General features: G+C 68.9%; 28 protein-coding genes. 3 read left to right on the forward strand and 25 right to left on the reverse strand.

From position 1 onward, the window contains the following. Positions 1 to 358: 358 nt before the first annotated feature. Positions 359 to 664, reverse strand: a complete 306-nt coding sequence (locus ACZ7OY_RS36170; RefSeq protein WP_472249805.1) for a hypothetical protein — start codon at positions 662 to 664, stop codon at positions 359 to 361. 283 nt (positions 665 to 947) lie between these two features. Between ACZ7OY_RS36170 and ACZ7OY_RS36175 the strand changes: the two genes are divergently transcribed. The 3 genes from ACZ7OY_RS36175 to ACZ7OY_RS36185 all read left to right on the forward strand — a co-directional run bounded on the left by ACZ7OY_RS36175 (position 948) and on the right by ACZ7OY_RS36185 (position 3,433). Beyond that, on the forward strand, positions 948 to 1,526 hold the full coding sequence (locus ACZ7OY_RS36175) for a hypothetical protein (protein WP_472249806.1): 579 nt from the start codon (positions 948 to 950) through the stop codon (positions 1,524 to 1,526). A gap of 134 nt (positions 1,527 to 1,660) precedes the next feature. Beyond that, positions 1,661 to 2,143: a hypothetical protein gene (locus ACZ7OY_RS36180; RefSeq protein WP_472249807.1), complete on the forward strand. Its 483-nt coding sequence runs from the start codon at positions 1,661 to 1,663 to the stop codon at positions 2,141 to 2,143. A gap of 15 nt (positions 2,144 to 2,158) precedes the next feature. Continuing rightward, entirely contained in the window at positions 2,159 to 3,433 is a 1,275-nt protein-coding gene (locus ACZ7OY_RS36185; protein WP_472249808.1) for an MAB_1171c family putative transporter, read from the forward strand. A 51-nt stretch (positions 3,434 to 3,484) separates the two neighbouring features. Here ACZ7OY_RS36185 and ACZ7OY_RS36190 read toward each other — a convergent pair whose 3' ends face one another. From ACZ7OY_RS36190 to ACZ7OY_RS36305, 24 genes are all read right to left on the reverse strand, one after another. Then, the gene (locus tag ACZ7OY_RS36190; protein WP_472249809.1) at positions 3,485 to 3,916 is read right to left on the reverse strand and encodes a hypothetical protein; all 432 of its coding nucleotides are present in this window, start codon (positions 3,914 to 3,916) and stop codon (positions 3,485 to 3,487) included. Further along, a complete protein-coding gene (locus tag ACZ7OY_RS36195; protein ID WP_472249810.1) occupies positions 3,904 to 5,544 on the reverse strand; it encodes a hypothetical protein in 1,641 nt (546 codons plus the stop codon). The genes ACZ7OY_RS36190 and ACZ7OY_RS36195 overlap by 13 nt, the downstream gene beginning before the upstream one ends. 58 nt (positions 5,545 to 5,602) lie before the next feature. Continuing rightward, positions 5,603 to 5,950 (reverse strand): hypothetical protein, encoded by a 348-nt coding sequence (locus ACZ7OY_RS36200; RefSeq protein ID WP_472249811.1) that lies wholly within the window; start codon positions 5,948 to 5,950, stop codon positions 5,603 to 5,605. Positions 5,951 to 6,077: 127 nt separating this feature from the next. After that, positions 6,078 to 6,944, reverse strand: a complete 867-nt coding sequence (locus tag ACZ7OY_RS36205) for a hypothetical protein (protein ID WP_472249812.1) — start codon at positions 6,942 to 6,944, stop codon at positions 6,078 to 6,080. A gap of 83 nt (positions 6,945 to 7,027) precedes the next feature. Further along, on the reverse strand, positions 7,028 to 11,506 hold the full coding sequence (locus ACZ7OY_RS36210; protein WP_472249813.1) for a glycosyl hydrolase family 28-related protein: 4,479 nt from the start codon (positions 11,504 to 11,506) through the stop codon (positions 7,028 to 7,030). Next, a complete protein-coding gene (locus tag ACZ7OY_RS36215) occupies positions 11,503 to 13,677 on the reverse strand; it encodes a hypothetical protein (protein WP_472249814.1) in 2,175 nt (724 codons plus the stop codon). The genes ACZ7OY_RS36210 and ACZ7OY_RS36215 overlap by 4 nt, the downstream gene beginning before the upstream one ends. A 65-nt stretch (positions 13,678 to 13,742) precedes the next feature. Next, complete coding sequence (locus tag ACZ7OY_RS36220) at positions 13,743 to 13,928, reverse strand: hypothetical protein (RefSeq protein ID WP_472249815.1); 186 nt, start codon at positions 13,926 to 13,928, stop codon at positions 13,743 to 13,745. Continuing rightward, positions 13,925 to 14,443: a hypothetical protein gene (locus ACZ7OY_RS36225; protein ID WP_472249816.1), complete on the reverse strand. Its 519-nt coding sequence runs from the start codon at positions 14,441 to 14,443 to the stop codon at positions 13,925 to 13,927. Before ACZ7OY_RS36225 ends, ACZ7OY_RS36220 begins: the two co-directional genes overlap by 4 nt. Before the next feature lie 96 nt (positions 14,444 to 14,539). Beyond that, positions 14,540 to 14,890, reverse strand: coding sequence for a thermonuclease family protein (locus ACZ7OY_RS36230; RefSeq protein WP_472249817.1), 351 nt, complete (start codon positions 14,888 to 14,890; stop codon positions 14,540 to 14,542). Then, positions 14,891 to 15,103 (reverse strand): hypothetical protein, encoded by a 213-nt coding sequence (locus ACZ7OY_RS36235; RefSeq protein ID WP_472249818.1) that lies wholly within the window; start codon positions 15,101 to 15,103, stop codon positions 14,891 to 14,893. A gap of 8 nt (positions 15,104 to 15,111) precedes the next feature. Then, on the reverse strand, positions 15,112 to 16,338 hold the full coding sequence (locus ACZ7OY_RS36240) for a hypothetical protein (RefSeq protein WP_472249819.1): 1,227 nt from the start codon (positions 16,336 to 16,338) through the stop codon (positions 15,112 to 15,114). Between the two features lie 5 nt (positions 16,339 to 16,343). Beyond that, on the reverse strand, positions 16,344 to 16,715 hold the full coding sequence (locus ACZ7OY_RS36245) for a hypothetical protein (RefSeq protein WP_472249820.1): 372 nt from the start codon (positions 16,713 to 16,715) through the stop codon (positions 16,344 to 16,346). Then, on the reverse strand, positions 16,712 to 18,877 hold the full coding sequence (locus ACZ7OY_RS36250) for a hypothetical protein (RefSeq protein WP_472249821.1): 2,166 nt from the start codon (positions 18,875 to 18,877) through the stop codon (positions 16,712 to 16,714). The genes ACZ7OY_RS36245 and ACZ7OY_RS36250 overlap by 4 nt, the downstream gene beginning before the upstream one ends. A gap of 67 nt (positions 18,878 to 18,944) precedes the next feature. Next, entirely contained in the window at positions 18,945 to 20,621 is a 1,677-nt protein-coding gene (locus ACZ7OY_RS36255) for a hypothetical protein (protein ID WP_472249822.1), read from the reverse strand. A gap of 154 nt (positions 20,622 to 20,775) precedes the next feature. Next, positions 20,776 to 21,321, reverse strand: a complete 546-nt coding sequence (gene dcd, locus ACZ7OY_RS36260) for a dCTP deaminase (RefSeq protein WP_472249823.1) — start codon at positions 21,319 to 21,321, stop codon at positions 20,776 to 20,778. Between the two features lie 54 nt (positions 21,322 to 21,375). After that, positions 21,376 to 21,570, reverse strand: a complete 195-nt coding sequence (locus tag ACZ7OY_RS36265; RefSeq protein WP_472249824.1) for a hypothetical protein — start codon at positions 21,568 to 21,570, stop codon at positions 21,376 to 21,378. After that, complete coding sequence (locus ACZ7OY_RS36270; protein ID WP_472249825.1) at positions 21,563 to 21,718, reverse strand: hypothetical protein; 156 nt, start codon at positions 21,716 to 21,718, stop codon at positions 21,563 to 21,565. The genes ACZ7OY_RS36265 and ACZ7OY_RS36270 overlap by 8 nt, the downstream gene beginning before the upstream one ends. Further along, the gene (locus tag ACZ7OY_RS36275) at positions 21,718 to 21,909 is read right to left on the reverse strand and encodes a hypothetical protein (RefSeq protein ID WP_472249826.1); all 192 of its coding nucleotides are present in this window, start codon (positions 21,907 to 21,909) and stop codon (positions 21,718 to 21,720) included. The genes ACZ7OY_RS36270 and ACZ7OY_RS36275 overlap by 1 nt, the downstream gene beginning before the upstream one ends. Beyond that, complete coding sequence (locus ACZ7OY_RS36280) at positions 21,906 to 22,499, reverse strand: hypothetical protein (protein ID WP_472249827.1); 594 nt, start codon at positions 22,497 to 22,499, stop codon at positions 21,906 to 21,908. Before ACZ7OY_RS36280 ends, ACZ7OY_RS36275 begins: the two co-directional genes overlap by 4 nt. After that, positions 22,496 to 23,050: a hypothetical protein gene (locus ACZ7OY_RS36285; RefSeq protein WP_472249828.1), complete on the reverse strand. Its 555-nt coding sequence runs from the start codon at positions 23,048 to 23,050 to the stop codon at positions 22,496 to 22,498. Before ACZ7OY_RS36285 ends, ACZ7OY_RS36280 begins: the two co-directional genes overlap by 4 nt. Positions 23,051 to 23,075: 25 nt before the next feature. Continuing rightward, positions 23,076 to 23,348 (reverse strand): hypothetical protein, encoded by a 273-nt coding sequence (locus tag ACZ7OY_RS36290; protein ID WP_472249829.1) that lies wholly within the window; start codon positions 23,346 to 23,348, stop codon positions 23,076 to 23,078. A 197-nt stretch (positions 23,349 to 23,545) separates the two neighbouring features. After that, on the reverse strand, positions 23,546 to 24,001 hold the full coding sequence (locus ACZ7OY_RS36295; RefSeq protein WP_472249830.1) for a hypothetical protein: 456 nt from the start codon (positions 23,999 to 24,001) through the stop codon (positions 23,546 to 23,548). Further along, positions 24,001 to 24,480, reverse strand: coding sequence for a C40 family peptidase (locus ACZ7OY_RS36300; protein WP_472249831.1), 480 nt, complete (start codon positions 24,478 to 24,480; stop codon positions 24,001 to 24,003). Before ACZ7OY_RS36300 ends, ACZ7OY_RS36295 begins: the two co-directional genes overlap by 1 nt. An 89-nt stretch (positions 24,481 to 24,569) precedes the next feature. Further along, positions 24,570 to 24,908: a hypothetical protein gene (locus tag ACZ7OY_RS36305; protein ID WP_472249832.1), complete on the reverse strand. Its 339-nt coding sequence runs from the start codon at positions 24,906 to 24,908 to the stop codon at positions 24,570 to 24,572. Position 24,909: the final 1 nt, after the last annotated feature.

A 24,909-nucleotide genomic window follows, 5' to 3' on the forward strand; every position in this document is an offset into this window, starting at 1 on the left:
GCGCCCTCGTCCCTTGGGGAGGGTCGAGGTGTGCCGAACAGGAAGGCGTCCCCTTCGTCGCCGCAGGCAACGGATTGGATAAGGAGGTGTGGAGACCTTATGAAGCAGGGCAGCAGGAGTCCGACGGTTCGGCACAATGCGGGAGGCGCTCACCGCTTGTCGACATCGGCACTCAGTGCTATTGACGACAAATAGACTTATTTAGAATTTGCCGCTACGGTTCAGTGAATGCGTCGCCGGACACGGTGTGACGCCCGTAGACCTGCAAAAACAGAGAGCCCCGGCCGACCTTCCTGGGTGAGGAAGTGTGGTCGGCCGGGGCTCAGCTCCGGTCTACATCAGCGCTGCAGATGGCGGTCTACGGCTGGTCTTCCGGAGGGGTATCCGACGTGGCGGTCGTCGGATCGGTGGCGCTGGCCTTGCGGTGCCTTCCCGTGTAGGTCGGCCTGGCAGTGGAACCGAGGAGCAGACCCGCGAGAGGCCAGCGCGACTGCAGCAGAGAGGCCAGCACGTAGTACAGGCCGGTGAGGCCCATCGACAGACCGGCGGTCAGCCAGTCCTGCCACTCCGTGCTGACGGCGATGTTGTGCGAAGCGAAGAACGCCAGAATGGCGCCGACGATCGCCGGAACGACCGTCCTGATGACGGCGGTGGGAGTGAGCACCTGAACTCCTCGGGTCGAGGGACACTTCGCCCCTTGTCGACCCGCAGGACCGCCCAGACAGGAGGGTGGTCGTCATGGTTGTGCTCATGTCCGATCACCCCCGTCTACTTAATGGCCAGTCAGTCCGTTGGAGTGATCGTATGACGCCAGGTGGGCGTGCTGTCAACTTTCCATGCACCTCGGATTGCTCTGGAGCCCCAGGTGTATGGAAACTTCGCACCAGCGCTAGGATCCCCTGCATGGGTCGACTTTTTTCATCTCGACATGAGGAGGAGGGGATCCGATGCCTCTAGGCCGCAAGTTCCGCCTGCTGCGCGGCTTGAAGCTCAACCCCGCTGACGGCAAGCCGTACGACATCAGTGAGATCGCCCGCGAGGCCTCAAGGTTGTACCGCGAAGAGAAGATTTTGCGGACCACGGGGGAGTTGCGGGCCTCCGGCGCCAGTATGGTCGACATCGAACGCGCGTGCGAAAGGATTCGTGGCGAGTCCGATGTCGTCAACCGCCTGTACCTGTCCGATCTGCGCGACGGGAAGAAGCAGGACGTGAAGTGGGGGGTCGTCGAGGCCCTCAGCCTCTTCTTCCGCGTCGAGACGGACTTCTGGCGCATCGGCGCCGACGCCACGGACAAGACGCGCAAGATCGAGAGGGAAGTGGAACTCATCCAGCTCGGCATGCAAGTTGTCACGGCCGCCCAGGCGCTCGACAAGCCCACGGAGAGTGACCCAGAGGGCACGCAGGGCATGGAGTTGATCGGCGCCCTGCTGCGAGGAGGTTCGGAGAAGGACCCCACGCAGGTGGAGAGCATCTTCCGCCTGGCCCTGATGGCCCTACGGGCGGCTCCCGAAGCGGAGACCGGATAGTTCCATTGTCAGCCCCGTGCCTTACGCTGAGTGGCGTCAAGAGGCCGACTTAGTGATCAGCGGGGGCTTGGATGGGTGTGATGCGGAACCGGCATGGTCTGAAGGGGACTTGGGATCGAGCGCTGACGAGACTGGTGCTCCCCGCGTCTCCCTGGACCACCGAGGACCTGCTGCGCGCGTACGTGGAGCAGGTGCGCGGTCGCAAGCTCATCCTCAGCCGTGACCCCGTGGTGGCTTCGCCGAACGGCCCGAGCGGCATGTGGTTCCCTACGCCGGACACCGACCTCGTCTGGGCCCATCCTGCCATATCGGGCATACCGTACAACCACGTCCTAGGGCACGAACTTGGCCACATGGTCAATGGAGATGAGCCGGACCGGCTCAACCTCACCAGCGTCATGCGCCTCCTGATGGGGGCCTGCACCAGTACATCGGGCCTCCTCGCGGACGCCCTCGCCTCCGCCGGAGTCCTGTGCCGCGCCGACGGCACAAGCAGCGAGGACCGCGAACGGGAGGCCGAGAAATTCGGCTACTTCGCCGAGGCCTGGCTGGCCCAGAACGGCCCCCGCAAGGCCACCCTCCTGGAGGCGAACATGAGAGAGAGCCTCGACCTCTGACCGAGATGAGTAACGGTGACCGCCACACCTGACCTGCCCGCCTGGATAGCCGCCGCCCTCCTGACTCTGGAAGTCCTGCGACGCTTTCCGGCCGCGCTCCGCAACTCGCGGAGCCGCCCGCTCTGGGTCTTCTTCTGCTCCCTGGACCTGGTGATGCTGGCAAAGATCCAGTCAGTCGGGGACTTCTTGTACGAGGTCACCGGCGTAGACGACGTCGCCGTCCTGACCAAGCACATCTTCGGGATCGCCGCCACCGCCGGACTCCTGCGCTGGATCACCAGTGTCGTGCCCGGACGCATGGACGGCAGACGCGAGCCCCGCTACCGGATGGTCATCAGCAGCAACCCCCGGCGCATCGTCAGCTGGCTCGTCGTCGTCGCGGTGGTCGCCCTCTTTCCGTTCGCCCAGCGGCGTACCGGCAACCAGGAGGACTCGGACTTCATCTTCGTCCAGGCCGGGCACCTCTGGGGCAGTCTGCAGATGCTGCTCTTCTACTCCTACCTGGTCTTCGGCCTGGTCTGCGCCTCCATGACATGCTCCGCCACGGCGCGCGAGCCGTCAGCCAAGGGCGCCTTCAAGGGCGGCATGCAGGCCATGTCGCTGGGATGCAACATCGGCACGTTCTACGGCGTCTTGCGTTCCAGCTACCTGATCACCCGCCTCTTCGGCAAACCCTTCCTCGGCGGCGACAATTTCGTGGACGTCACCTCCGACTTCGCTCTCGTCAGCGCCGTCCTCCTCATCGTCGGCGGCGCGGCGGCCCCGATGCTGGAGCGCATGGACCACCTCGTCAAGGCCCACGCCGCCATCAACGACCTGCGCCCGCTGTGGCTCACCCTGACCCGGGCGGTCCCCGAGGTGATCTACGACGACCAGGTCCCCCACCGCCGCCCCACCCGCACCCGCGATCTCCTGGACCGCCTGTACGACTTCTGGAACTGGAAGCACCTCGACCTGCGCCTGCGTAAGCGGATCCAGGAGATCCACGACGCCTCTCTCCACCTCGCCCCCTACGTACCCACCGACCTGCGCGGGCGGGTCGAGACAGTCACTCGCGAGCTCGGCCTGCCTTCGTACTCGGTGACCGCCTATCTCCTCCACACCGCCATCCAGCGGAAAAAGGGCTACGAGGAGCCCTGCAGGGATCAGCGCGAGTTCGAGGTCCTCCTGCAGGCGACGGAGGACCTGTTCACGACCACCTCGAAGCTGCTGCCGGTCGGGCACGCCATGCAGAGCTCGCTGCAGATGGATCTGATCAACCGGCGCTTCACCTCGACGCTGCACGCGTAACGCCGTTGAGCCGCCTTTCAATGGAAAGACGGCTCAACGGTTTTTAGTTTTTCACCCGGCGAGCAGCATCTGCAGGGCCGCCGTCGTCTCCTCCGGAGTCAGCGTCTGACCCGAGGCGATCTTCTCCCGCAACTGCGCGCCCGCCTTCTCGTCGTCCGTCATCCCGAAGTACGGATCCGGCCTGTGCGCGGCCAGCACTTGCTTCACGCCCGCCAGATCCGCCGACGACGGCGTGACGTACAGCGTCACCGGAGTCTGCGCGCTGACCGCGACCGGCGCATCCTGGGCATCGAGCGAGAAGAACGCCGCGAGCCGGACGTCCGGCCCGAGCGCCTCGGTGATCTCCTCCTGCAACTGGCCGATCTGCAGGTCACGCGACCAGGTGAAGCGCTGGCTGTCACCTCGGAAGGGGCACTTCGGGTCGACGTCGTCGCCCTCCGTCTCGGCGACGGGCTCGACGTCGTCGTTCATCAGGCCAGCCATGTGGTGTCATCCTCCTGTGCCGCCAGGACGTGCTCCAGGTCGGCGTAGTGGGTCCCCTTGATGTCCAGGCGGTCAAGGTTCGCCGCCCGCACCCCCTCGCCCTCGTTGATCAGCGCCTGCTGCTCAGCGAGAGAGAAGTCCTTCAGCGCCTGCCGCTTGAGGCCCGCCGTCATCGACGGCGTCAGGTCCGATGCCTCGTCCGTCGGCACCGAGCCGTCCGTCGAGGGCAGCGCCCCCTCCGGCTCGTCGTGCAGCTCCGCCTCCGTACCACCGGGCTCGAACAGCGCCGCCTCCAGGCCGCCGTGGGCCGCGTACGACTGCAGCGGGAGCTGACGGTTCCAGCCCGCCGGGTCCGCACCCGAGAGCGGCCCGGCCGACGCCGGGTTCTCCCAGGGCTTCCTCGGCGCCGTGGCGCCCGGCGTCTTGGGCAGCAGGTACGACGTCCCCGCCGGTTCCCCGAACGGCGAGTCGGCGATGGCCAGCGGCCGGATGCCCGCTACGCTCAGCGCCAGCAGCAGCTCCTCCCGGTCCTCACCGGCGGCCACGGCCGCCCGAGCGACGAGAGAGAGCGGCGCGGCGGAGCCGGTCGGCCGCGCGGCGGCTGTGGACGGCGCGAGCCGGTTCTGGTCGGCGTCGATGTCGTAGCGGACCACGAGGTTGCGCGGCACCCAGGTGGGCTTGTGCTCGTCCACGTGGACCTCTCGGCCGAACATGCCCCTCGACTGGGCCTCGTACTGCAGAGCCAGCGCGTGGGAGCACATGCGCCCGGCGAACCGGGAGAAGTCGTCGTCGGCGCCCCAGTGGTAGGCGCCCCACTTGCAGCCGCAGGACCAGGAGTGCGCGGCCGTCTTGCCGGGCAGGCGCTGCAGGCCGGTCTCGTAGACGTGGTGGTCGCCCTTGACCTCGCCGAAGACGTAGCCGTCGGAGGCCAGGGTGACGCGCAGGCGGCCCTCGGAGCGGATCCGCTTGGCCTTGGCCACCACGTCGCGCCAGGCGGCCGTGATGTGGAAGCGGAAGTCTATATCGGCGGCCGCTTTCACGACCAGGTCGGAGAAGAGCGAGGAGGCCTTCTTCGCCCACGGCGGCGCGTCGTCGGAGTCGTCGTCCTCGTCGTCACCGTCCGAGGAGCTTGAGTCGTCCTTGCTGGACTTCTCGTCGTCCTCGTCGGAGTCGTCCCCGTCGTCAGAGGAGTCGTCAGAGGAGTCGTCGGGGGCGTCGTCGGAGTCGTCGTCCTCGTCGTTGTCGGCGAAGGGGTTCTTGCCCGCCGTGACGTACTGGCGGGCCGGGTCCGGCCGCTCGACGAGGATCTGCGACAGCTCGGGGTAGTCGACGGCCGCCGTCTGCTCCATGGCCTCGGCCGTGATTGGCGCCGGGCTGAGCTGGGAGGCCGTGTACCGGCCTCCGCCGAGTCCTCGGTCCAGGACGACCTCGTACTCCTCGAAGCCGGGGACGGGACCGTCCTCGACGTGCTTGACGACACCGGTCACACCGTCGATCGTCTGCACGCGCTGCTCGGGCTTGTACTCCCAGTAGTCCTCGGAGTGCACGGCGAGCCGCTGCACCCCCAGCGTCTGGTGCTCCAGACGCTCGCTGCGCTCGAACTTGCCGCCCACCGGCGCCTCCCTCAACGGCCTGATTCCTTCAGCTCTTGGGGCTCGCCGCCGGTGGGGCGACAGCAAGGGCGCTTCAGCGGGAGGCGATGATGGAGACGGCCGCGATGATGAGGGCGAGGACTGGGATGATCCCCTTGTAGACGAACTCGCGGCGGCTCTGCCTGCGGGAGTCGGCCTGTGCGGCGCTCGACCGGAGTTGCTCGTCAGCCTCTTCCTCCCAGCGCTTGACGACCTCCTCCAGGTGGTCGATGCGGGTCTCCAGGAGGCGCTTCTCGGCCTCGAAGTGGTCGCGCGTCACGAAGCTCTGCAGGCGGTCCTTCACGTCGTCTATCTCGCGCCTGACCTCTGCGCGGGTGAGATTCGAGTCGCGCTCGATCATCCGCCACAGGTCGCCCAACGTCGCGGGGTCGGTCTGGCTCATGGGCGCAACTCCTGCAATCGGGTGGTGGTGTGGGGGGGGCTTCACCTCTTGAAGGTGATCGCACAAGCCGCAGACAGGGCGAAGGCCCGGATCGTGGCGATCACGACCCGGGCCTTCACAGCGAGTGTCACTTCTTGCGCAGCCCGTTCGCGACTTCGAAGGCGTACTGCCACGTCTTCGGGCCGACGCCGCCGTCGGCCGGGCCGAGCGCCGACAGGAAGTGCTGCTGCAGCGCCTTGACCTTGTCGAGGTCCTTCTGCGTCATGGTGTCGGACGGGCCGACGACGTACTTCGGGCCCCAGTTGCCCTTGGCCAGCCACTTCTGGAGCTGCAGCGCGTACTTGTTCCTCGCGCCGAGCTTGAAGTACTCGCGGCCGGGGAAGTCCGGGCACTTCGGCTTGCTCGGGGTCGGGGTGGTCGGGACCGAAGGCGGCTTGGGGACCTCCAGCGGCGCCCAGCGCCAGGAGGCGACCGCCTTGCCGCCGCGCGGGTCGGCGGGGTCAGCCGTGGGCGGGCAGACGTTGTCGGGGAAGTGCGGGGCGAAGTAGCCGACGACCTTGGTGGCGCGGCGGGCGGTGACGTGGCTCCAGACGCCGTTGCCCTGCCCGTTGTCCTCGGACCCGGTCTTGATCGAGTTGCCGCCCTTGGTGTACACCCAGGTCTCGTCGAAGCCGACGACGACCTCGGTGTGGCCCGAGTTGGACAGGTTCACCATGGCGCCGACGGACGGGTACTCGGACCACTGGCCCTGCTGCTTGGCCCAGGCGGTGAAGCCCGCGACGGACGCGGTCTTGGGGACGATCGCGTCGAGGCCGACGTCGTGGTACATGTCCCAGCCGAAGATCGCGCACCAGGCGACCCCGTCCCACCCATACTCCTTGCCGAAGATGGTGTGGTTGTCCCAGCCGTCGCGGCTGTTCCAGGTCTCGTAGATCTTCTCAGGTATGGACTGGACGTGGTCGACCAGGCGGCGCCAGTCGGGGGTCGTGGTCACGGGGTGCCCTCCCAAGGGGTGGTGAGATCTCACCCCTTGGGTCCCGGGGCCCCGGCCGGACAGCAGGGGCCCCGGGGCGGGCGCTACAGGATCTTCTTCACCCGGATGTAGGCGCCGGGCTGGAGCGTGATCGTTCCGGCGGCTGCGGCCTTCCAGCGCAGGCGCAGGGTGCCAGCGGCGGTGATGACGACGGTGCCCCGGGCGCGCACGAGGACGTCCGTGGCGGTCGCAGAGATCGAGGCGTTGCCGGAGAGGCCGTCGTTGGCGGTGGACCGGGCGATGGCCACGGCGGTCGGCGAGGTGCCGACCTCCAGGGTCACGCCGCTGCCCGTGCCCCAGGTGGCGGAGCCGCCGAGGGAGAAGACCGGGTACGCCGTGGTCGCGGAGGTCTGGGCGAAGCCCTCCACCTCGACCAGGTAGGTGCCCGGGTAGACCCACGGCCCCAGGCCGGAGATGTCGGCCAGGGTCGTGGACGTCGAGGTCCGGTTGGTGGCGGTCGCCAGCTCCTTGAGCGCCTGCGGCAGCTGCAGCAGACCGGCCTGGATGGTGCCGGAGTTGAAGGCGACGATGTCCCGGAAGATCGAAGTGTCCGCCTGCGTCCAGGTGATGTTGCCGCCGGTCGCGTTGTGGATGCAGATCTTCTCGTAGTAGTTCGGGATCGAGTCGTTGCTGTTGTTGTCCTCGATGATCACCAGGGAGTCGCCGGTGGCGACCTGCACCCACGACGACCGGAAGGTGTTGTTGTAGGCGCTCGCGCCGGTGACGAACGCCTTGTTGCCCGCCTGTCCGGTGTCGGCGGTGATGTAGTTGCAGTCGAAGACGTTGGAGTTGCCGTTGGCAACGTTGATCAGGACCTGGAACTGCTCCAGGTTGAGGTTGCCGATGAATTTCTGGCTCGCGGTACCGGCGGTGCCGCCCAGGTAGATGCCGGTGCAGCCGGTGGAGTTCGCCCCGGCCTCGAAGTCCACCCAGGTGTTCTGGTTCATGTTGCCGGTCTGCGAATCGACGTACAGGGCGTAGCCGCCGGTGCCGACGATCTCGACGAAGAACCGGCTGAAGATGCAGTCGCCCGCGTTCTGGATGCTGGAGTTGTTGATGATCTTGATGCCGTTGCGGCAGCCCTCGACCTCGATGTTGTCGAAGGTCGAGCGCCACGGCATGCCGAGCTCCATGGCCCACACCGTGTCGGTGGCGACGAAGCCGCCGTTGAAGCGCAGGTTGCTCCAGGCGCTGTGCCAGAACGAGATGTTGTTGGAGTTGGCGACGTTGTTCACGCCGACCGACTTGATGCCGATGCCCGAGCCGGAGATGAACATCCCGAAGTTGTCGAGGTTGACCTGGGCCCAGTTGCTGATCAGGATGCCCACGACGTTCGCGGCCACCGTCAGCTCGGTGACCTGCGGGCCGCAGCCCCGGACCGTGACCGTCTTGGGGTTGTTCTCGTCCAGCGTGCCGTTGATCGTCACCGACGCGGCGATGTTGAAGTTGCCCGGCGACAGCAGCACCACGCCGCCGCCCTCGGCCTGCACCGCGTCGATCGCGGCCTGGATCTCCACGTTGTCGGCCGTGCCGTCGCAGACCCAGTCCGCGATGATCTGGTCCGCCGCAGGGGCCGTCGAGGACGCCACGTACCGGCAGCCGGGCATCGCCCGCCCACGGCCCAGCGCGCCGCCGCCCATGTTGCTGCGCACCAGCGAGCCGGTCCCGGACAGGTCCAGGGCCCCGTAGCTCCAGGTGCCGTTGGTGACGATCGTGTTGTGGCTGATGTTGTTGTGGCCGCCCCCGCCGTCGGAGGCCTCCCGGATCGCGCCCCGCGAGACGCCGTTGGTGGGGTCCGAGGCGATGACGTTGTTCTCGATGATGTTGTCGGCGCTCGCGTACTCCAGGTGGATGCCGGACGCGGCGCCCGCCGTCCCCGCGTGACCGACCGAGAAGATCGAGTTGTTGGTGACGATGCACCGCTGCGCGGCGAGGAAGATGCCGGTACCGGCCAGGCCGTCGAAGTTGCAGCTGACGATCTTCGTCGACTTGGCGTCCTGGACGCGGACGCCGACGACGTCATGGCCGCCGTTGACGAAATTGCAGCTCGTGATGAACTGCGTGCCCGCCTGATCGAAGATCATCGACGCGGCGGTGGAACCGGACCCGCCGGACCCGCCCAGGTACTCGAAGTCACAGCCGATGATCTGGTTCTCGTCGCTGCTGTTCATCTGGATGCCGCGACCGGGGCCGGTCGACGTCATCGACTGGTCGAACAGGCAGCCGACGACCCGGTTGTTGTGGCCGAAGGCGCCGCCGGTCATCCCGCCGAGGTACAGGCCGTTGTCCCGGCAGGCGATGAAGTGCACGTTGTCGATGCGGCAGGCGACCGCGCCGGAGCCGTCCAGGCCGCCGGATGTGCCCGAGACGCCCTGTTCCAGGCTGTTGCCGTCGATGGTCAGGTCGCGGACGGTCACCCGGGTGTCGGCGCCCGTCATGGCGAAGACGTAGCAGTTCGAGGCCGCCTTGAGCTTCACCGACGTGCCCCAGCCGGAGCCGACGATCGAGTAGCCCTGACCGGCCGGGAGGACGATCGGCGCGCTGACCAGGTAGGTGCCCGACGGCAGGTAGACGGTCGTCTTGGCGGCGGCCGCCGCGTTGACCACGGCCTGCAGGGCGGCCGTGTCGTCGGCGATGCCGTTGCCCTTGGCTCCGTACTTGGGGTCCTTGGCGTTGAGCCAGTCCACCACGCCCGGCTTGACGGTGCGGGTCGGGCTGGTGGTCGCTCCGCTGACCAGCGTGCTGCCCGAGGCGACGTGCAGGGAGGTGTTGGTGCCGTCGTCGTTGAGGCCGTCCAGGAAGCCGTGGAGGTAGGCGGCGTGCAGGACGACGCTGGTGCTGCCGGAAACCACGGCGCCGTAGTCGGGGGACGGCGCGCCGGTGCCGTCGTCGTCGGGGCCGGGGTAGCAGGTGACACCGTCGGCGACGACCGGCAGGCTGGCCGACCTGACGGCCAGGCCCGCGTAGCCTCCGCCGCCGGAGCCGCCGTTACGGCCGTCGCGGCGCGTGGTGAGCGCGCTGAGGGTGACCGGCCCGTTGCCGGTGCCGTCCACGAGGACGCCGTTCCAGCCGTTGCGGTCGGTGGAGCAGGCCGACAGGATCGCACCGCCGGACCCGGCGCCGTTGCCCCAGCTGCCGGTGATCCAGAAGCCGTGGTTGCCGTTCCACTCCGCCCGGCAGGCGGACAGCGTGGAGTTCGCGACGTTCGTCAGCTTGAAGCCGCTCGCCCAGCAGCCGATCACCTGGACGTCGACCATCGTCAGGTCGCTCATGCGGGTGATCAGGATGCCGTTGCCCCGGCAGTTGTCGACCATCACCGAGTGCATGCGCCAGCTGTACGGGAAGACGTTGACGACCCCGGCCGTGACGATGCCGTTGTTCGACATCCGCCGGATCGTCACGTTGCGCAGCACGACGTTCTGCACGTTCCCGGCCGCGTAGATGCCGTCGACCGGCTTGGTGCCGTCCAGCGTGGAACCGTCGAGCATCAGGTCGTTCAGCCGCTGCTCGGCAGAGATGCTCGGGTACCCGCCGGAAGCCTGGTCCTTGAAGGTGATCAGCGCGGTGCCGGTGAAACTGGCCAGCGGCTGGATGTAGCAGCCCGGGTCGGTGAGGCCAGGCCCCGACATCAGGTTGGCGTGCGTGCCCTGGACGACGACGCCCGGCTTCACAGACAGCGTCGCCGAGGTCCGGTACACGCCCTGAGGCAGGTAGACGACGCCACCGGCCGGGCAGGCGTCGATCGCGGCCTGGATCGCCGTGGTGTCGTCCGTGGTGCCGTCACCCTTGGCCCCGTACAGCTGGTCCTTGACGTTGAGCCACCCCAGGACGGACTGCCCGAGCTGGGCCACCGTGGCGTAGTCCTGCGGGTCCACGCCGTTGGCCGCGCCGGTGATCCGCTTGCCGTTCAGGGGGACGTTCGCCGTCGGCAGCCCCACCTGGTGCAGCAGCGGCATCGGGTGGACGTGCCGGGCGTCGGCCGCCTTGCCGCTGGCTCCGGCCGCCCGGGTGCCCAGCGCCTGGATGTCGGTGTTGTCGCCGCTGATCGGCGTGGTCCCACCGCCACCACCGCCGCCGGAGCCGACGTCGGTGGGCAGCTGGCTGTAGGGAACGCGGCCGGAGCCGTCCAGGCCCGCGTAACCGCCCGGCAGGCCACGCTGGTTGACCGGCTGGAAGAAGTTGCCCGGCGCGAGAGCCTCGGCCAGCCGGGGCGCAGTGGCCAGGTCGACCAAGACGGCGTCGTACGGCACGGCGATGTAGTACGTCTGCGTGGCCAGCCCGGACAGCGTCTCGGTGACCTCGTAGGTGCCGCCCCCGGCCGGGAGCGTGCCCGGGTCGTTGGTGGCCTGCACACTCAGGGAGATCTTCCCGGCGCCGTCCAGCGTCGCCGTGTGAGGGCTTCGGTCGGCGATCTCTCCAGCGTTGGAGAGCACACCGACAAGCTGCAGCCGGACCGTTCCGGTGCGGGGGGCGTTCGATTCGTCGAGGTAGGTCCGGGTGACCGGGACCAGAGTGAACGTCATGCCTGCAGCTCCTCGTTGATCTTGGTCTCCTTGATGTGGCGGCGCATACCGACGTGACGCGGGCCCTGGTAGAGGCCGACAGCCTGCTTGCGCTGGATCGCCTCGGGCTCCGACGACTCGTCCTCGGCGTCCGGCTTGGGGTCGACCTTGAGCTTCGGCCGGTGCGTGTCGGCCAGGGCCTTCATCCGCTCGTGGTTCAGGAACAGGCCCGTCGGGTCATCCGGCGCGGGCCGGGCCGCGTATGCGGACTGCTTGGGCATGTCGGCGCGCGCCTCGTCGGACTCGTCCGGCCGCTGCTCCGCGCCGCCCGCGCCCTGGTCGGCGTCGACCGGCTCCGCCACACCGGTGGGGTCGGCCACGCCGCCGTCGGCGGGCATCGCGGACAAGTCCTGCATGGTCGGCGCGATCGTCGGCGAGGTGCTGATGGGGTCCATGCCGAGGATCGGGATGCGCAGCGGCGGCGTCGGCATCTGCATCATGTCCTGGTCCTCGGGCAGCGCACGCGGCTCGAAGTCGCCCCGCAGGTCGCTCGGGATCGGCAGGCCCTTGTCCTTGAGCGCGACGTAGATGGCCTTGCGGGTCTCCTGCTCGGCCACCGCCAGATCGACGGCCTCGTCCCTCGACTTCTCGATCTCCTCGTCGAAGTCGATGTTCACGTTGTGCAAACGGGTCTTCATCGAGATCGGCACACCGGCCTCGCGCAGCGCCTCGAAGAACTCATTCTGCGCGGACTCGTCCTGCAGCGACATCGTCTTGAACTGCAGGTCAGGGATGAGGAGCTTCGGCTGCTCGACGATCCGGCCCTCGCCGGTCTCCTCGTCGATCTCGTAGACCTCCTCCATCCTCACGTACCGCTTGCCGTTTCGCTCTTCGTAATCGAAGTGCTCCTGGGCCTCGGCGACGACGAGCGCCCGCTGGCGGTAGTGGGACTTGATGTACCCCTGGTAGTTGGTCAGCATCTGCGTGACCAGGTCGCGGTTGAGGGCGTCGGCCGCGTACGTCTCACCGGAGGACGCACCGGCCAGCATCGTCTTGGACAGGCCGAAGGTCTGCAGGACCCGGCCCTCGATCCGCTCGAAGTCACCGGAGAGGTCGGGGATGTCCTCCTTGCCCAGCACCGACTCCATCTCGACCGCGAAGTGGGTCATGATGATGCGGAAGTCGCCCGCCAGGGCCGCGTCCACGGCCTCCTCGAAGTCGGCGAGGTCGTCCATCGTCGGGATCCACGGCACGTTCGTACCGAGGTCCGACGCGCTGGCGCCGAGCTTGGCGTGGATGAGCGGGGTGTACAGCCGGTCGGCGATCGAGTCGACGGCCGAGTTGAGCATCTCTTCCTGGACCAGGGAGCGCATCGCCCGGTACAGCAGCGGGATGCCCCGGGGGTTGAAGGTGTCGGCCTCGAACTTCATCTGCCGCAGCAGGATGTTCGACACCGGCATCAGCGCGTTGTCGTCGGCGTAGTACGTCAGCTCCGGGTACGCCGCGATGAGCTTCTCGTACTCCCAGGCAGGCTGCCGGGTACGGATCAGCTCCTTCATGTTCTGCGGGAGCCGGATCAGGAAGCGGGGCTCGCGCAGGAACGGGCTCGGCTGCACCTCGACGTCGTCAGGGTTCAGCAGCTCCTCGTCGTCCCAGACACCGAGGTCCTCGTTGAACGTCCCCAGCGGCCACGCCTCACCGACCGTCCAGTACTCCCGGCCCATCTTGACCAGGAACTTCTGGTAGTCCAGGCCGTCCTCGGCGAGGAAGTGGTCGGTGTAGAACTCGGTGAGCCGCTCGTCCTTGCAGGTCATCTTCAGACCCAGCAGCGGGTACTTCGAGTAGATGTCCACGCAGGAGCCGACCAGCGGGTGCGAGATGTAAAGAAGTCGGCAGTACGCCCGCATCCGCGCCATCTGCGCCGGATCGTCGAACTGGAACGGCAGGTTGTTCTGCCGCCAATAGAACAGCGGGTCACGCGGCCGCACCGTGGCGAAGTCCACCGCCGGACCGGCATGGCCGCCGCCCGTGAACCCGGCCGCCCCCGTCTTGCGGCGAGCCACGCGCCGGTTGGCGCGCATCTCCGCCTCTTCGCCCGACTCGCCCGGCCGCGACGAGAACCGGCGGAACAGCCGGTCGATCCTCGACTGCTCGCCGTCGTAGTTCGGCCCGCTCGCGGCCCGCTGTGCCATGAATCCTCCTGTGGTGGCTCACCCCTTGGGTGTGGGCGGGCCGCCACAGACAGGGCCAGCACAGATCAGGCGGACGACTTGCGGGTGCGCCGGGCCTTCACCGGCTCGGCCACGGACGCCGTCGCGTAGCCGTAGGACGCCAGCTCGGCCGCGCGAGCCTCCTGGCCCTCGGGGAGCTGCGCCACCTCACCGGTGACGTAGACGACGCCGTCCAGCTCCAGCGTCACCAGGACCTTGATGGGGATGCTCACCGCTGACCTCCCAGGAGCCCGGCGAGGTAGTCGACATAGTCGGCCCGGCCCAGCGTCCGGCCGCCGGTGGCGCGGTAGACGGACTCCTTCTTCCCGAACGGGTTGCCGCCGCCGGAGTCCTCGTCGCCGCCGGAGTCGTCCGAACCACCGCCGTCGGAGCCCGAGTCACTCCCGTCGCCACCGAACGGAGGCCCGCCGCCGTCCTCACCGCCCTCGGCCCCGGGCGGCCCCTCCGCACCCGGCGGCATCGCGTTCGGGTCGTTGGGGTCACCGCCCGGCGGCATCCCGGGCATGGACGGGGGCGGCATCCCGGGGATCTGCACCGGCATCCCGTCGATCGACTGCGGGAAAGCCGAGTACATCGGCTGCACCCGCACCAGGAACGACTGATTGCAGAAAGAGCACTCCGTGTTGCCGTCCGAGCGGCCGATGACCTGCCCCGATCCACAGAACGGGCAGTGCGCGATCGTGATCCCGTCGCCGGACTGATGCGCCACCACTACGCGCAGCGTCATACCGCTCACCTCCACCCCCTACGGCGGCGCGAGCGGGCCCGGACAGCACGACGCCCCTCCGGGCCCGAACCGAAGGGGCGTTGCGTAGCAGAAAGCCTATGCGACCGGGACCGGCCTCGGTCCCACACCGTCGTAGGCCACCGCAAGCCCGGCGTCGATCAGCGCCTGGCCCAGCTCGGCGGTGTCCGCGAGGACCGTCGCCAGGTAGCGGCCGTACTTCTCCCGCTTGTCCTTCTGGGTCCGCACGGTGAACACCGGCCCGTGCTCGGCCACCCACGCCTTCGCGAACGCGGTGGCCTTGTCGCCGAGTTCGGTGCCGTGCTCGGCAGCATTGATGCCGAGCAGGCGCACCCGCTGCCGGACGGACACCCCGAACCCCAGGTCCAGCAGGAGGTCCAGGGTGTCGCCGTCCACCACCTTCTCCACGGTGGCCGAGTAGATGAACACCTACTGACCTCCGAAGATGATGTGCGGGATGAACCAGGCCGTCAGGCCCAGCCAGGCGATCACGAAGGCCGCCTTGCCGGGTTTGGTGCTGGTGTGGAACCAGGCCCGGACCCGCTCGGAGAGCGTGTCGCCCAGCTTGCCGTTGAAGACGCCGTACATCTCGTAGAGGAACGCGGTGCCGAGGATGACTCCCCAGGCCAGGTTCGGGTCCATGGCTGCTCCTAGTCGAACAGGGAGTGGTCGAGGCTGGCGCGGTGGGAGAAGCCGTGCCCGGCCGGGTCGGTCGGCAGCGACTGCTGGCCACCGGCGGGCGCTCCGGTGCCGGGGTGGGAGAAGTCGGTCACCGCCGACCGCACCGGCGGCTCACCCGTCCCGCGCTCGCCCGGCTCCGCGTGGGAGAACGGAATGCTCGAAGGGGTGCGCCCCAGCTCGTCCAGACGGTGCCCCATGTCGTCGGCATGCCGGTCGTTCTCGCCCTGCAGGTAGTTGGCGACCTGCTCCGGGTGCTCGAACCGGTCCCGGGCCGGGGTGTCCCACTTGTGGTTCATCTCGGCCTGGTCGCTGTTGAGCCGGTTCATGATGTCGTCGAACTCGCGGCGGCCCTGCTGGTCGTGGTGACGCTCGACCGCGTCATCGACGTGATCGGAGGCCGCGTTGTTCGTCGGCGCGATATACGGGGCGCGCTCCTCGGCAGCCGGGGCCGGGTGCGTCGCCGGAGCGGCCGGAGCGGCCTCCTGGCTCGGGCCGTGCCACCAGTTCTTCAGCCGCTCGTAGAACCCGGCCATCGTCGGCTCCAGGGTCGCGGCGGACGCCAGACCCCTCTCCATCTCGTCCAGGCGGTGGTGCACCGAGTCGAACGTGCCGGAGCCGCCGCTGGCTCCCGGGTCGCCCGCCAGACCGGTCGCGCTCTCCGGGAGCCCCTTCGGCATCGGGCCCGGCGTGAAGTTCTTGACCCGGTCGGTGATCGGGCCGTCGTGCGAGTGGGGGAACGACTCGTACGCCAGCGGGTAGGCATCGGCGTGCTTGCGGACGGCCTCGGTGGCCAGCCGCAGGCACTCGACCATCGGCACGTTCGGGTTCTGCTCGGCCGCCACGGCGGCCAGGCTCGCCGCGACCGTGTCCATGGCCTGCTCGGCGGCGGCCGTCACCTTCCGCTGGGCGGCCGTCTTCTGCGCGGTCGCCGTACGGGCCTGGGACAGCAGCTGCCAGCGCTCGGTCAGGTCGCCGGTCAGGTCGGCCAGCGGGTACAGGCGCTGAGTGGCGATGGCCTGCAGCTGCGGGTCCGCCAGCGCCAGACGGTTGATCAGGTCGACGTCGTTGGACGCCTGGTAGAGGAACTGGCCGACCATACGCTCCGCGTCGGCCAGCGCCGCCGTACGGGACAGCTCACGACGCTCGTGGTCGATGTCGCGGCCGGTCTCGTCCCACATCAGGGATGCGATGTCCATGAGGCTCAGGCGCCCTTCTTCTCGTAGATCTCCCACAGCTCGACCTCGGGTGCCTGGCGCCCGCTGTCCGTGAGATGGCGCCGGATGGCCTCGACGGCCTCCGGGAGGAGCAGGCCGTTCTCGCGCTCGGCCGCGCGCAGCAGGCCCAGGCAGCGCTCGGGCTCTTCCAGCAGCTCCGCCTGGGCCTTGATGGCCTCGCCGGTGCGTTCGAGGTAGCGCGGCGGCTCGTCGGGGTCGGTGGACAGGAACAGGGACTGCTCGCTGCCGTCCTCACGGCGCAGGACGACGATGCGCTCGCTCGCCTCGGCCTTGCGGCTGGCGTAGGCGAGGCGCCCCCACGCCTCCTCCAGGTCGTCCAGGACCTGATCGGTGCTCACTGGCCGCTCCTCTCGGAGAGGAGGCCCGCCTGGACCGTCCGGCGGAACGCGGCCGTCGTCGGGGACAGGCCGGATCCGGAGTTGTACGCGGACGCCATGCCGGAGTCGGGCACGGTGACCTTCTGGCCCTGCGGCACGGACGCCGAGGACGGCACGACCGGCTGCCCCATCGGCTCGGCTCCGTTGTAGGGGGAGGCACCGGCCGGGGCGGCCGCGTCCATGCCGCCCGCGAGAGGCCCGGGACGGCCGGGGCCGTTGATCGGGGTGTCACCGGACGGCGACGGCGACGTCGAGGGGTTGGTGGTGTCCAGGTCGATGCCGGTGGCAGCCTCGATGTGCAGGTAGGTGCCGTCGGTCGGCAGGGCCTGCGCGGCCGCCACCCGGTGGGTCAGCTCCCGGTGCGCCGCGATCCGGCGGCCCAGAGACGGCTCGACCTTGGCCAGCGCGGCGTGCGCCGACAGCCACGCGCCACGGCTGTGCGGGTTGTCGGTGAACCCGGCGTAGATACCGGCCTCCAGCTCCGGCGAGCCGGGCCGGACCACCGGGGTGCCCTCCATCCAGCGGGCCGCGTACTTGTAGCCGCGCCGGAAGTCCGGGTGCGCCATGTCCTCGCGCGAGGCGACCTTGCGCGAGGCGAACGCCGGGTGCATCCGGCCCGTGCCGTTGTCCCCGCCCATCGACACCGGCACGTCCTGAGCGGGCGCGGCCGGAGCAGCGGAGGTGTAGCCCTGGGTGTACGCCGGAGCGGCGTGCGCGTCACCGAACGACGGCTGCGCCTCGGGGTTGCGGGCGTCGGCCGCCCCGTTCCCGGCCTCGCCGACGTTCCTGGGCGGCGTGGTCGCAGGCGAGTTGGCGACGTTCGGCTGGGCGAACTGGTGGGGCTGCGTCCACTGGTCGGCCCGGCGCTGCATGGAGGCGTGCGCCTGGTGGCCGGAGGAGACCTGCCCGCCCTGGTCGTACTTGGCGTCGCCGGTCATGCCGTGGGCCTCGCCGCCCTCGTCCAGCGTCCACGGGAACGCCACCGTGGTCGGCAGCGGCGTCGCGTGCTGCTGGTCGTGGACGTCGACCGACTGCTGGACCTGCTCCAGGCCCGAGGCGGCCGTCTTCGGCCGCTGGGAGACGTCACCGGCCTCCTGGGTCTGCTCGGTCTCCTCCTGCGCCGGATCGGCCTGCGCAGGCGCGTTGTTGCCGCCCTGGGCCGGGACGCCCCCGGAGATGGAGTGACCGCCCGCCTGCTCCGGCGAGGAGCTGCCGCCACCGCCGGACAGGGACGGCTCGGCGCCGGGGCCGGTCAGCTGACCGCTGGAGTCGTGGCCGCCGGGCACCTCCGGGCTGGAGTTCCCGCCGCCCTGCTGCGACATCTGGATCGCCGGGGCCGCGCTGGAGGTCTCCGTACCGCTGACGCCGGTGTTGATGTCGGCGACCGGAGGCGCGAAGTTGTCGAACACGTCCGGAGGCAGCGGGGTCGGCTTGTTCGTCACACCGTCCGGCGCGGTCGTCTGCTGGACCTGGTCCAGGCCCGACGCGGCCTCCACCGTGACGGCCTGCGCCCGCAGGAACGTCGCGTAGCCGACGAAGACGTCCTCGGCCGTCCGCGCCTGCGTACCCAGGCTCGCGGCGACCTGACGGGCCTTGCCGACGGCCTGCTCCGTGAACTCCTCGCTGTCGGCCTTGACGAAGTCCGGCACCCCGCCGAACCACAGCGCGGCCTGCGCGATGAGCTGGCCGTGGTCGAACGGAGCGTCCGCGACCTCGGTGTCCAGCCAGTCGGACGCGCCGGTACCCCGCGCGGTCACGGAGACGACCGGCGTGAACGCCTCACGGATCGAGGTGTCGGCCAGGTCCGCCTCGCGGTCCAGCGCGGCGGTGCGCCGTGCGGCACGGTCGAACTCGTGGAGCTGGGAGACGAGCTTGAGCTGCTCGTCGAACGATGCGGCACGCTCGATCCGCGTGAGCAGCTCGGTGCGATCAGGGCTGGGCATGCTGTTCTCCTCCTGCGCGCCCGCGCGGCGCATCCGGCGGCGTACGGAACGGTCTTCGCGGGAGGGGTTGCGGCGTGCGCCGCGCGCAGCAGGACGCATCGGCTCGCGCGTGGATTCCTCGGCGGCCCAGGACTCGTCCGTCCACAGGTCGTCCGGCGCGTCGTGTCGAGCGTCGTACATGCAAATCACCCCTCCTTCCGCCCCTTGAGGGGGCCGAAGGAGGGGTGAGACAGGAAGAGGGACTAGATCAGTGGCCCTTCCAGTTCGGCAGGTGCGGGCCGATGTATCCGACGTGGATCTTCCCGGTGGGTCCGCAGGTGTCGTCGTAGAAGTGCAGCCGGGGCGCGCCGTGATTGCCCTGCCCGATCCGCACGTGCGCCCCCATGAACACCTCGCCCAGGCCCGGCACCTCGAACATCCGGGTCCGCTTGAAGCTGCTGCCAGTGCGCTCCAGGCTCACCTCGGAGGGACGGAACCAGGTCCTCGGGATCAGGGTCTTCGCCTGCGGCCACTCCAGGTACGTCGCGAAGTGGGGCAGCACCTGCGAGCCCTCCACCTTCTTCGCCGCGACGTAGGCGTCCAGCGCCTCCAGCGTCTCCCACGTCCGGCGCATCCACGACGCCGACGACGCGTGCCCGTACAGCTTCTGCAGTGAGTCCTGCACGCAGTCCAGGATCTGCACATGCTCCAGCAGCTCCGGCGCCAGCTCCAGCAGCTCCTGCCAGTTCTCCGGCCCCTTCGCCGGTTCCGGCACCTGCTCTCCGTACGACCGGCCCGGCACCTGCGCCAGCTGACGGCGAAGCCACCCCACCTCACCGGTGAGCCGCTCCACCTCGCTGTCGGACGCCTTGGCCGACCTCCACGCCTCCTGGGCCTGCTGCACGGCCTCCTTCGCCTGCCGGGCCAGAGGATGCGCCCGCATCTCCTGCAGGGCCTTCTCGGCGGCGTCCCGGGCCTCCTGGGTCTGCTCGGCCACCGCCCGCTCTTCGTCCAGGACGCCCCGCAGGTCGTCCAGCGCCTGCTGCAGTTCCTGGGCACGACCTATGGCCCGGTCCTTCTCCTCCAGGACCCGCGTGGGCGCCACCTGGATCTCCGGCAGCACCCAGTTCTCCCGCAGGTCGTTCACGCACCAGCGGGCCTCGGCGCCGAGGTGCGGCTGCATCGCCGCGTACCGGACGACGGCCTCGGCCGTCTCCTTCAGGAGCTGGTCCATGTCGCCGCCCGGGGGACGCCGGACGGAGTAGTCGCCACAGGACCACGACTCCTGGCGCGGGGCCGTCGGCAGGATCAGCGCGCCGCCCCGGATCAGCCGCAGCCTGCTGTCCGGCAGCACGCTCGGGGTGTTGACGAGCTGGTCCTGGTTCCCGAAGACACGCACCTCCAGCACCCGCCCGGACAGGGAGGGCGGCAGGTACTTGATGAGCGTGGGCTCCTTCTCGGTCTCCACCTCCTCGAACGGCCGCTTGTCGTGGGTGATGACCGTGATGTACCAGGAGGCCGCCGACAGCGACGAGAACATCTCCTGGTAGTGCTCCGCAGGCGCGTTCGAGGTCATGGAGTAGTCGATCAGAGGCAGGGACCCGGTGACCCAGTCGTACGGACGCGTGCCGCCGAAGACGGCCATCGGCGACGGCCAGTTCAGGTCCCAGGGACTGTCGGCCTCGGCCGTCAGCCTCCAGGCCACCTCGACACCCACCATTCCGGCGTCCAGCGAAGCCTTACTCAGCCCCATGAGGCCCACGACCGTCCTGTCCGGCTGCAGCTCCAGCCGGGCCTTGACCCGGGCGCCGTCCGGCGTGTGCCAGGCGGTGTCGAACCCCCACCACCAGTTCGGGCTGTCGGAGGGGGTGAACTCCCTCCAGTGCACGAACGGATCCTGCGTCAGGCGCTCCCGGATCGTCTGGAGGACGTCGGACGACTTCATCCGTCCTCCGCTGTACCAGACCGTGTCCGGGAGAGGCTGAAAGGGCCTCCGCTTCGCCATGGTGTTCTCCTTACGGTGGCGGTGAGTTGCATTGTGGTGGCGGCCACTGACAACCACTGCCAGACCAGAGAAAACCCGTAACGAAACGCAAAGATCAACGCATTTCGTAGCGCGATTCGGTAGGACCGAACTGGTTCTGGTAGTGGTTGCCTGCGTGCCCGTACGGCCGCGAGGGAACGGCCGACATGGGGATCAGACAGAGCTGGGCGATCGGCATCAGCCGCCGGAGCCGAATCGGCCTGCCGGACAGGTTGGCGATCTCCAGCGTGATCTGCCCACTGAACCCCGGGTCGATGAAGCCCGCCGTCACATGAACGGTCAGCCCCAACCGGCCCAGAGAGCTCTTGCCTTCGACCCTGGCCGCCAGGTCCGGCGGCAGAGTCACGCGCTCGACGGTGCAGGCGAGGAGGAAGCCCCCGGGATCCAGCAGCCAGCCGTCCTCGCCGATCTCACCGAGCGTGGTGTGCCGAGGCCTGATGTCCGCGACGTCGATCTCGGCCCACTTCGGCCCAGCGAGAGTGCGTACGTACTGATCGAGCAGCAAGTCCACCGAAGCGGGCTGGACCCGCTCCGGGTCGAACGGAGAGATGTCAAGATCTCCCGCTTCGATACGTTCTTCGATCTGCCAGTCGGCGAGCATGTGGTGGCCCCTTTCTCCACCCCATGGGGCCGCCGACCGGCAGCGGGACAGGCTCTACGCGGCCGCGCTGCCGACGAGCTCCGTGGCTACCACGTCGGCCAGCCGGGGGCGCTCGCGGGTGACCGGCTCCGTACAGGGCCACTTCGTCACCACGACCTGGAAGAACACCAGATCGCCCTCCCGCTCGGTCTCCACCTCGAAGTGGACGACACCGCAGCGCGAGCACACCTTGTTGACAGCCTTAGCCACGACGCGCTCCCGGCATGTTGCCCCAGGCCCAGAACCAGACGGTGATCGAGACGAGCGTCCCGACGAAGACGCCAGCACTGGCGTCCTTGACGATCCAGGCGGCGACGCCGGTGGATATACCGGCGGCGGCGCCGACGAACCTGCGCATCAGTCGTCACCCCCGCCGAGCGCCCAGGCGAAGATGAGCCAGACCAGGTCCCACAGTGCGTCCGCCACGCGGCACCACACCGCGACGGCCGCCAGGACACCGAGCAGACAGGCAACTCCCATGCCCATGCCCGCGTAATCGGCGATCCCGGCGGTCGCCCCGCCGACGATCGCACCAGCCGTGTACCTCACTTCGCCGACTCCTTCACCATCGCGGCGACCCGGTGCTTCGGGCAGCGCGGCCACCCGTCGTCGTCCGCCGTCCACCCCTCGGGCAGGAAGTCGGCCCGCTCGAACGTCGCCTCGCAGCAGCGGCAGGGGACCTGGGGCTCGGCGGGCGGAGCGGGGCGCAGGCGCTGGGCACGCAGCCGCGCGTCCGTACGGTTGATCTCGGCGTGCAGGGCGATCAGCTCGCTGACCAGAGTGGCCGTGAAGTCCCGCACGCAGTCCATGACGAGAGCGAGCGCGCGTTGGCGGACCCGACGGGGCGCCCACCTGAACCAGCGGCCCATGCCCTCCGAAAGGCCCTCCGCCAGATGGTCGGAGTACCACTGCAGCTGCCGCTCGCGCGACTGCCGCAGATGAGCCATGTCGGCCTCGTGGAGCTCCGGATCGGAGACCCGGCGCGCGGCGAGAGCGGCGGTGACGACGACGAGGTCGGCGTCGGTCAGCCCCCGGAAGTGCTTCCTGTAGGTAAGGGAGGTGCCCGGCGGCGAGTAGGAGAGGGTGACCGTCATCCCCTCGGAGAGGATGCGGCTGGTGGAAGTGGCGGTGTCAGTCATGCTGCCTTGACCCCCATGGCGGTGGTGGTGGTGGTGTGAAGGGGAGTGATGTTGTCGCGGGCGGCCTTCTGGCGCCGGGCGGTGTCGACGATCGTCTGCCAGGGCTCGCCGCACATCCGGCCCAGCGTCCGCTCGACGTCCAGGACGGCATCGGGCTCGACGCGGACCTTGCGTGCAGTGGCCTCTTTCAGGAGCTTCGCCATCTGCTCGACCTTGTCGCCGCTGGTACCCAGATTCAGGATGTCCAGCGGGTGGTCTTCCTTCCCGTACAGGAACAGCTGCGCGTGACGGGAACCGTGAGGCCGGATGCCCTTCTCGGTCCCGATCTTGCGCTGGTTGCGCCGGTAGTCGAGGTAGCCGTCGACCAGCGACACGAACGGCTGGGAGACGCCCATCAGATGAGCCAGCTGTCGGTGAGTCCACTGCCACTGCGGCCGGTCCCGGGCGGAGATGTCGTCGATCGCGGCGATGGCCACGAGACGGTGGGTCGCCCTCTCCGGGAGGTTCAGGTCATCACGTACGGCGAACAGGTCTTGCGGCTGTGCGGGCATGGCGGGTTGCCCTCTTTCTGGAGGTTCAGAGAGTGATGGCTGCCGTCAGGTAGCGGCGGTAGTCGAACACGGAGCGCAGGGTGAAGCTCTGTCCACCGTTGACCAGCTCCAGGGGGCCGACAAGGCCACGATCCCGGTTCCGCCGGGACCTCCGCACCAGGGTCCTCATCTCATCCTGAGTCAGCCCCAGCCACTCGCGCGCGAGGTCCGGAGTGAAGGTGTAGTCGTCGACCAGTTCCTTGCGGGGCTCGACGGACACGCGCGGCTTCGAGGGCACAGCGCACTCAGATGAAGGCATGGATGATCTCCTGGCGGGTGGAGATTGAAGAAAGTTGATCTTGCGGGCTGGCGGGCCTGCGCTCATCACTCTACACGCGCGTACCCGCCGGTCCAGGCATATGCAAGAAACTGACACTCAGTGACTTTTGCAGGCCAGAGCCGGACATGACGGAAGCCCCGCCCCCTGATGCTAGGGGCGGGGCTCCGGGGGACACTCTACGCGGCCTGGGCCATATCGGCGGCCGACAGCGGCTTGAACTGCTCGACGATTCGCCCCCGCTGCAGGTGCACGACCTCACCGCGACGAGTGACGTAGAACTTCCCCGGCGCACGATGGGCGAGGAACACCAGACTCTTGCCGCTCATGGGCTCCGTCTGCGGGACCGGCTTGCCGCCGTCGGGCGCGGCCCAGTGCAGGTACGAGTCGGCGAGCTTGCGCATGTCCTGGTTCTCGGCGAGCGGCACGTACTGGGTGGCGACCGGCTCCTTGATCTCGGAGTCCTCGAAGTCCCCGGGCTGCTCGATGGTGATGAAGCCGCCGCCAGCCTGCTGCTGGACGGCGCCGTCCTCGAAGACCTCGGTGAGGATGAAGTCGACCTGGGAGCCGTGGATGACCTCGGCGCGGCGGGTGATGGGGTTCAGGCGCAGGTAGGCGCTAGCGGTCGCCAGCATCACTTCACCTGGCCGAAGAGCGCGTGGGAGCTGCGGTTCACGTACTCGTCGAGGGGGGCCAGCACGACCTTGTACCCCCGGTACTTGCCCCGGTTGGCGTTCCACATCCAGGTCCTGCCGGACCAGTACCCGGCGTACATCCCGACGTGGTAGACGTGCCCGTCGCTGATGAAGATCAGGTCGCCCTTCTGGAGGGCGCTGCGGCTGATGTGGCGGCTGGCGTTGTACTGGGCCTGCGCGGTGCGCGGGATCTTCTTCCCGGCCTTCAGGTACGAGTACGAGATGAGCCCCGAGCAGTCGAAGCGGTTCGGGCCCGCCGCACCCCACTGGTACGGCTTGCCCTTCTGGGCGGCGGCGATGTTCAGGGCCCGCTGCTTGAGCGTGGCGGCCTCGGCCGGGTTGGCCGTGCCGAGCAGGAAGGAGGTGGTGAGAGTTCCCAGCGCGACCGCAAGGGCGGGCCGAGACATGGTGATGCTCATGACGATGTTCTCCTCGTGGCGGGTCGAGGGGGGCTGATGGAGTTGTAAGTAAGTGACGAGGCAGGGCAGTTGGCGGGCTGCCCGGCCGGTCAGTCCCAGGACTCGGCGATCTCGTCCAGGGTGAAGCTGCGGATGTGCCGAACGCAGTCGGCCCAGGCGTCCCGCTCCGAGATGGCGGAACTCAGTGCGCGGGCCTTGGCCTCCTTCAGGGTGCGGAAGACGAACTCCCCGTCGGGCGCTTCGTTCGTCCAGCGCATGTTGATCGCTGCGGCGTCCACGTCGATACGGATGTTCATCGGAGGCGTCTCCAGCTGGCCGAGCAGCTCGGCCTCGGCCGGGTGGCACTCCCTGCACATCTTGTGCGGGGTGTCGTAGTGCAGGCCCTGCTTGTGCTCCGAGGCCAGCATCGCGGCGTACTGCTCCGACATG

The organism is Streptomyces sp. NPDC107559, from assembly GCF_055657365.1.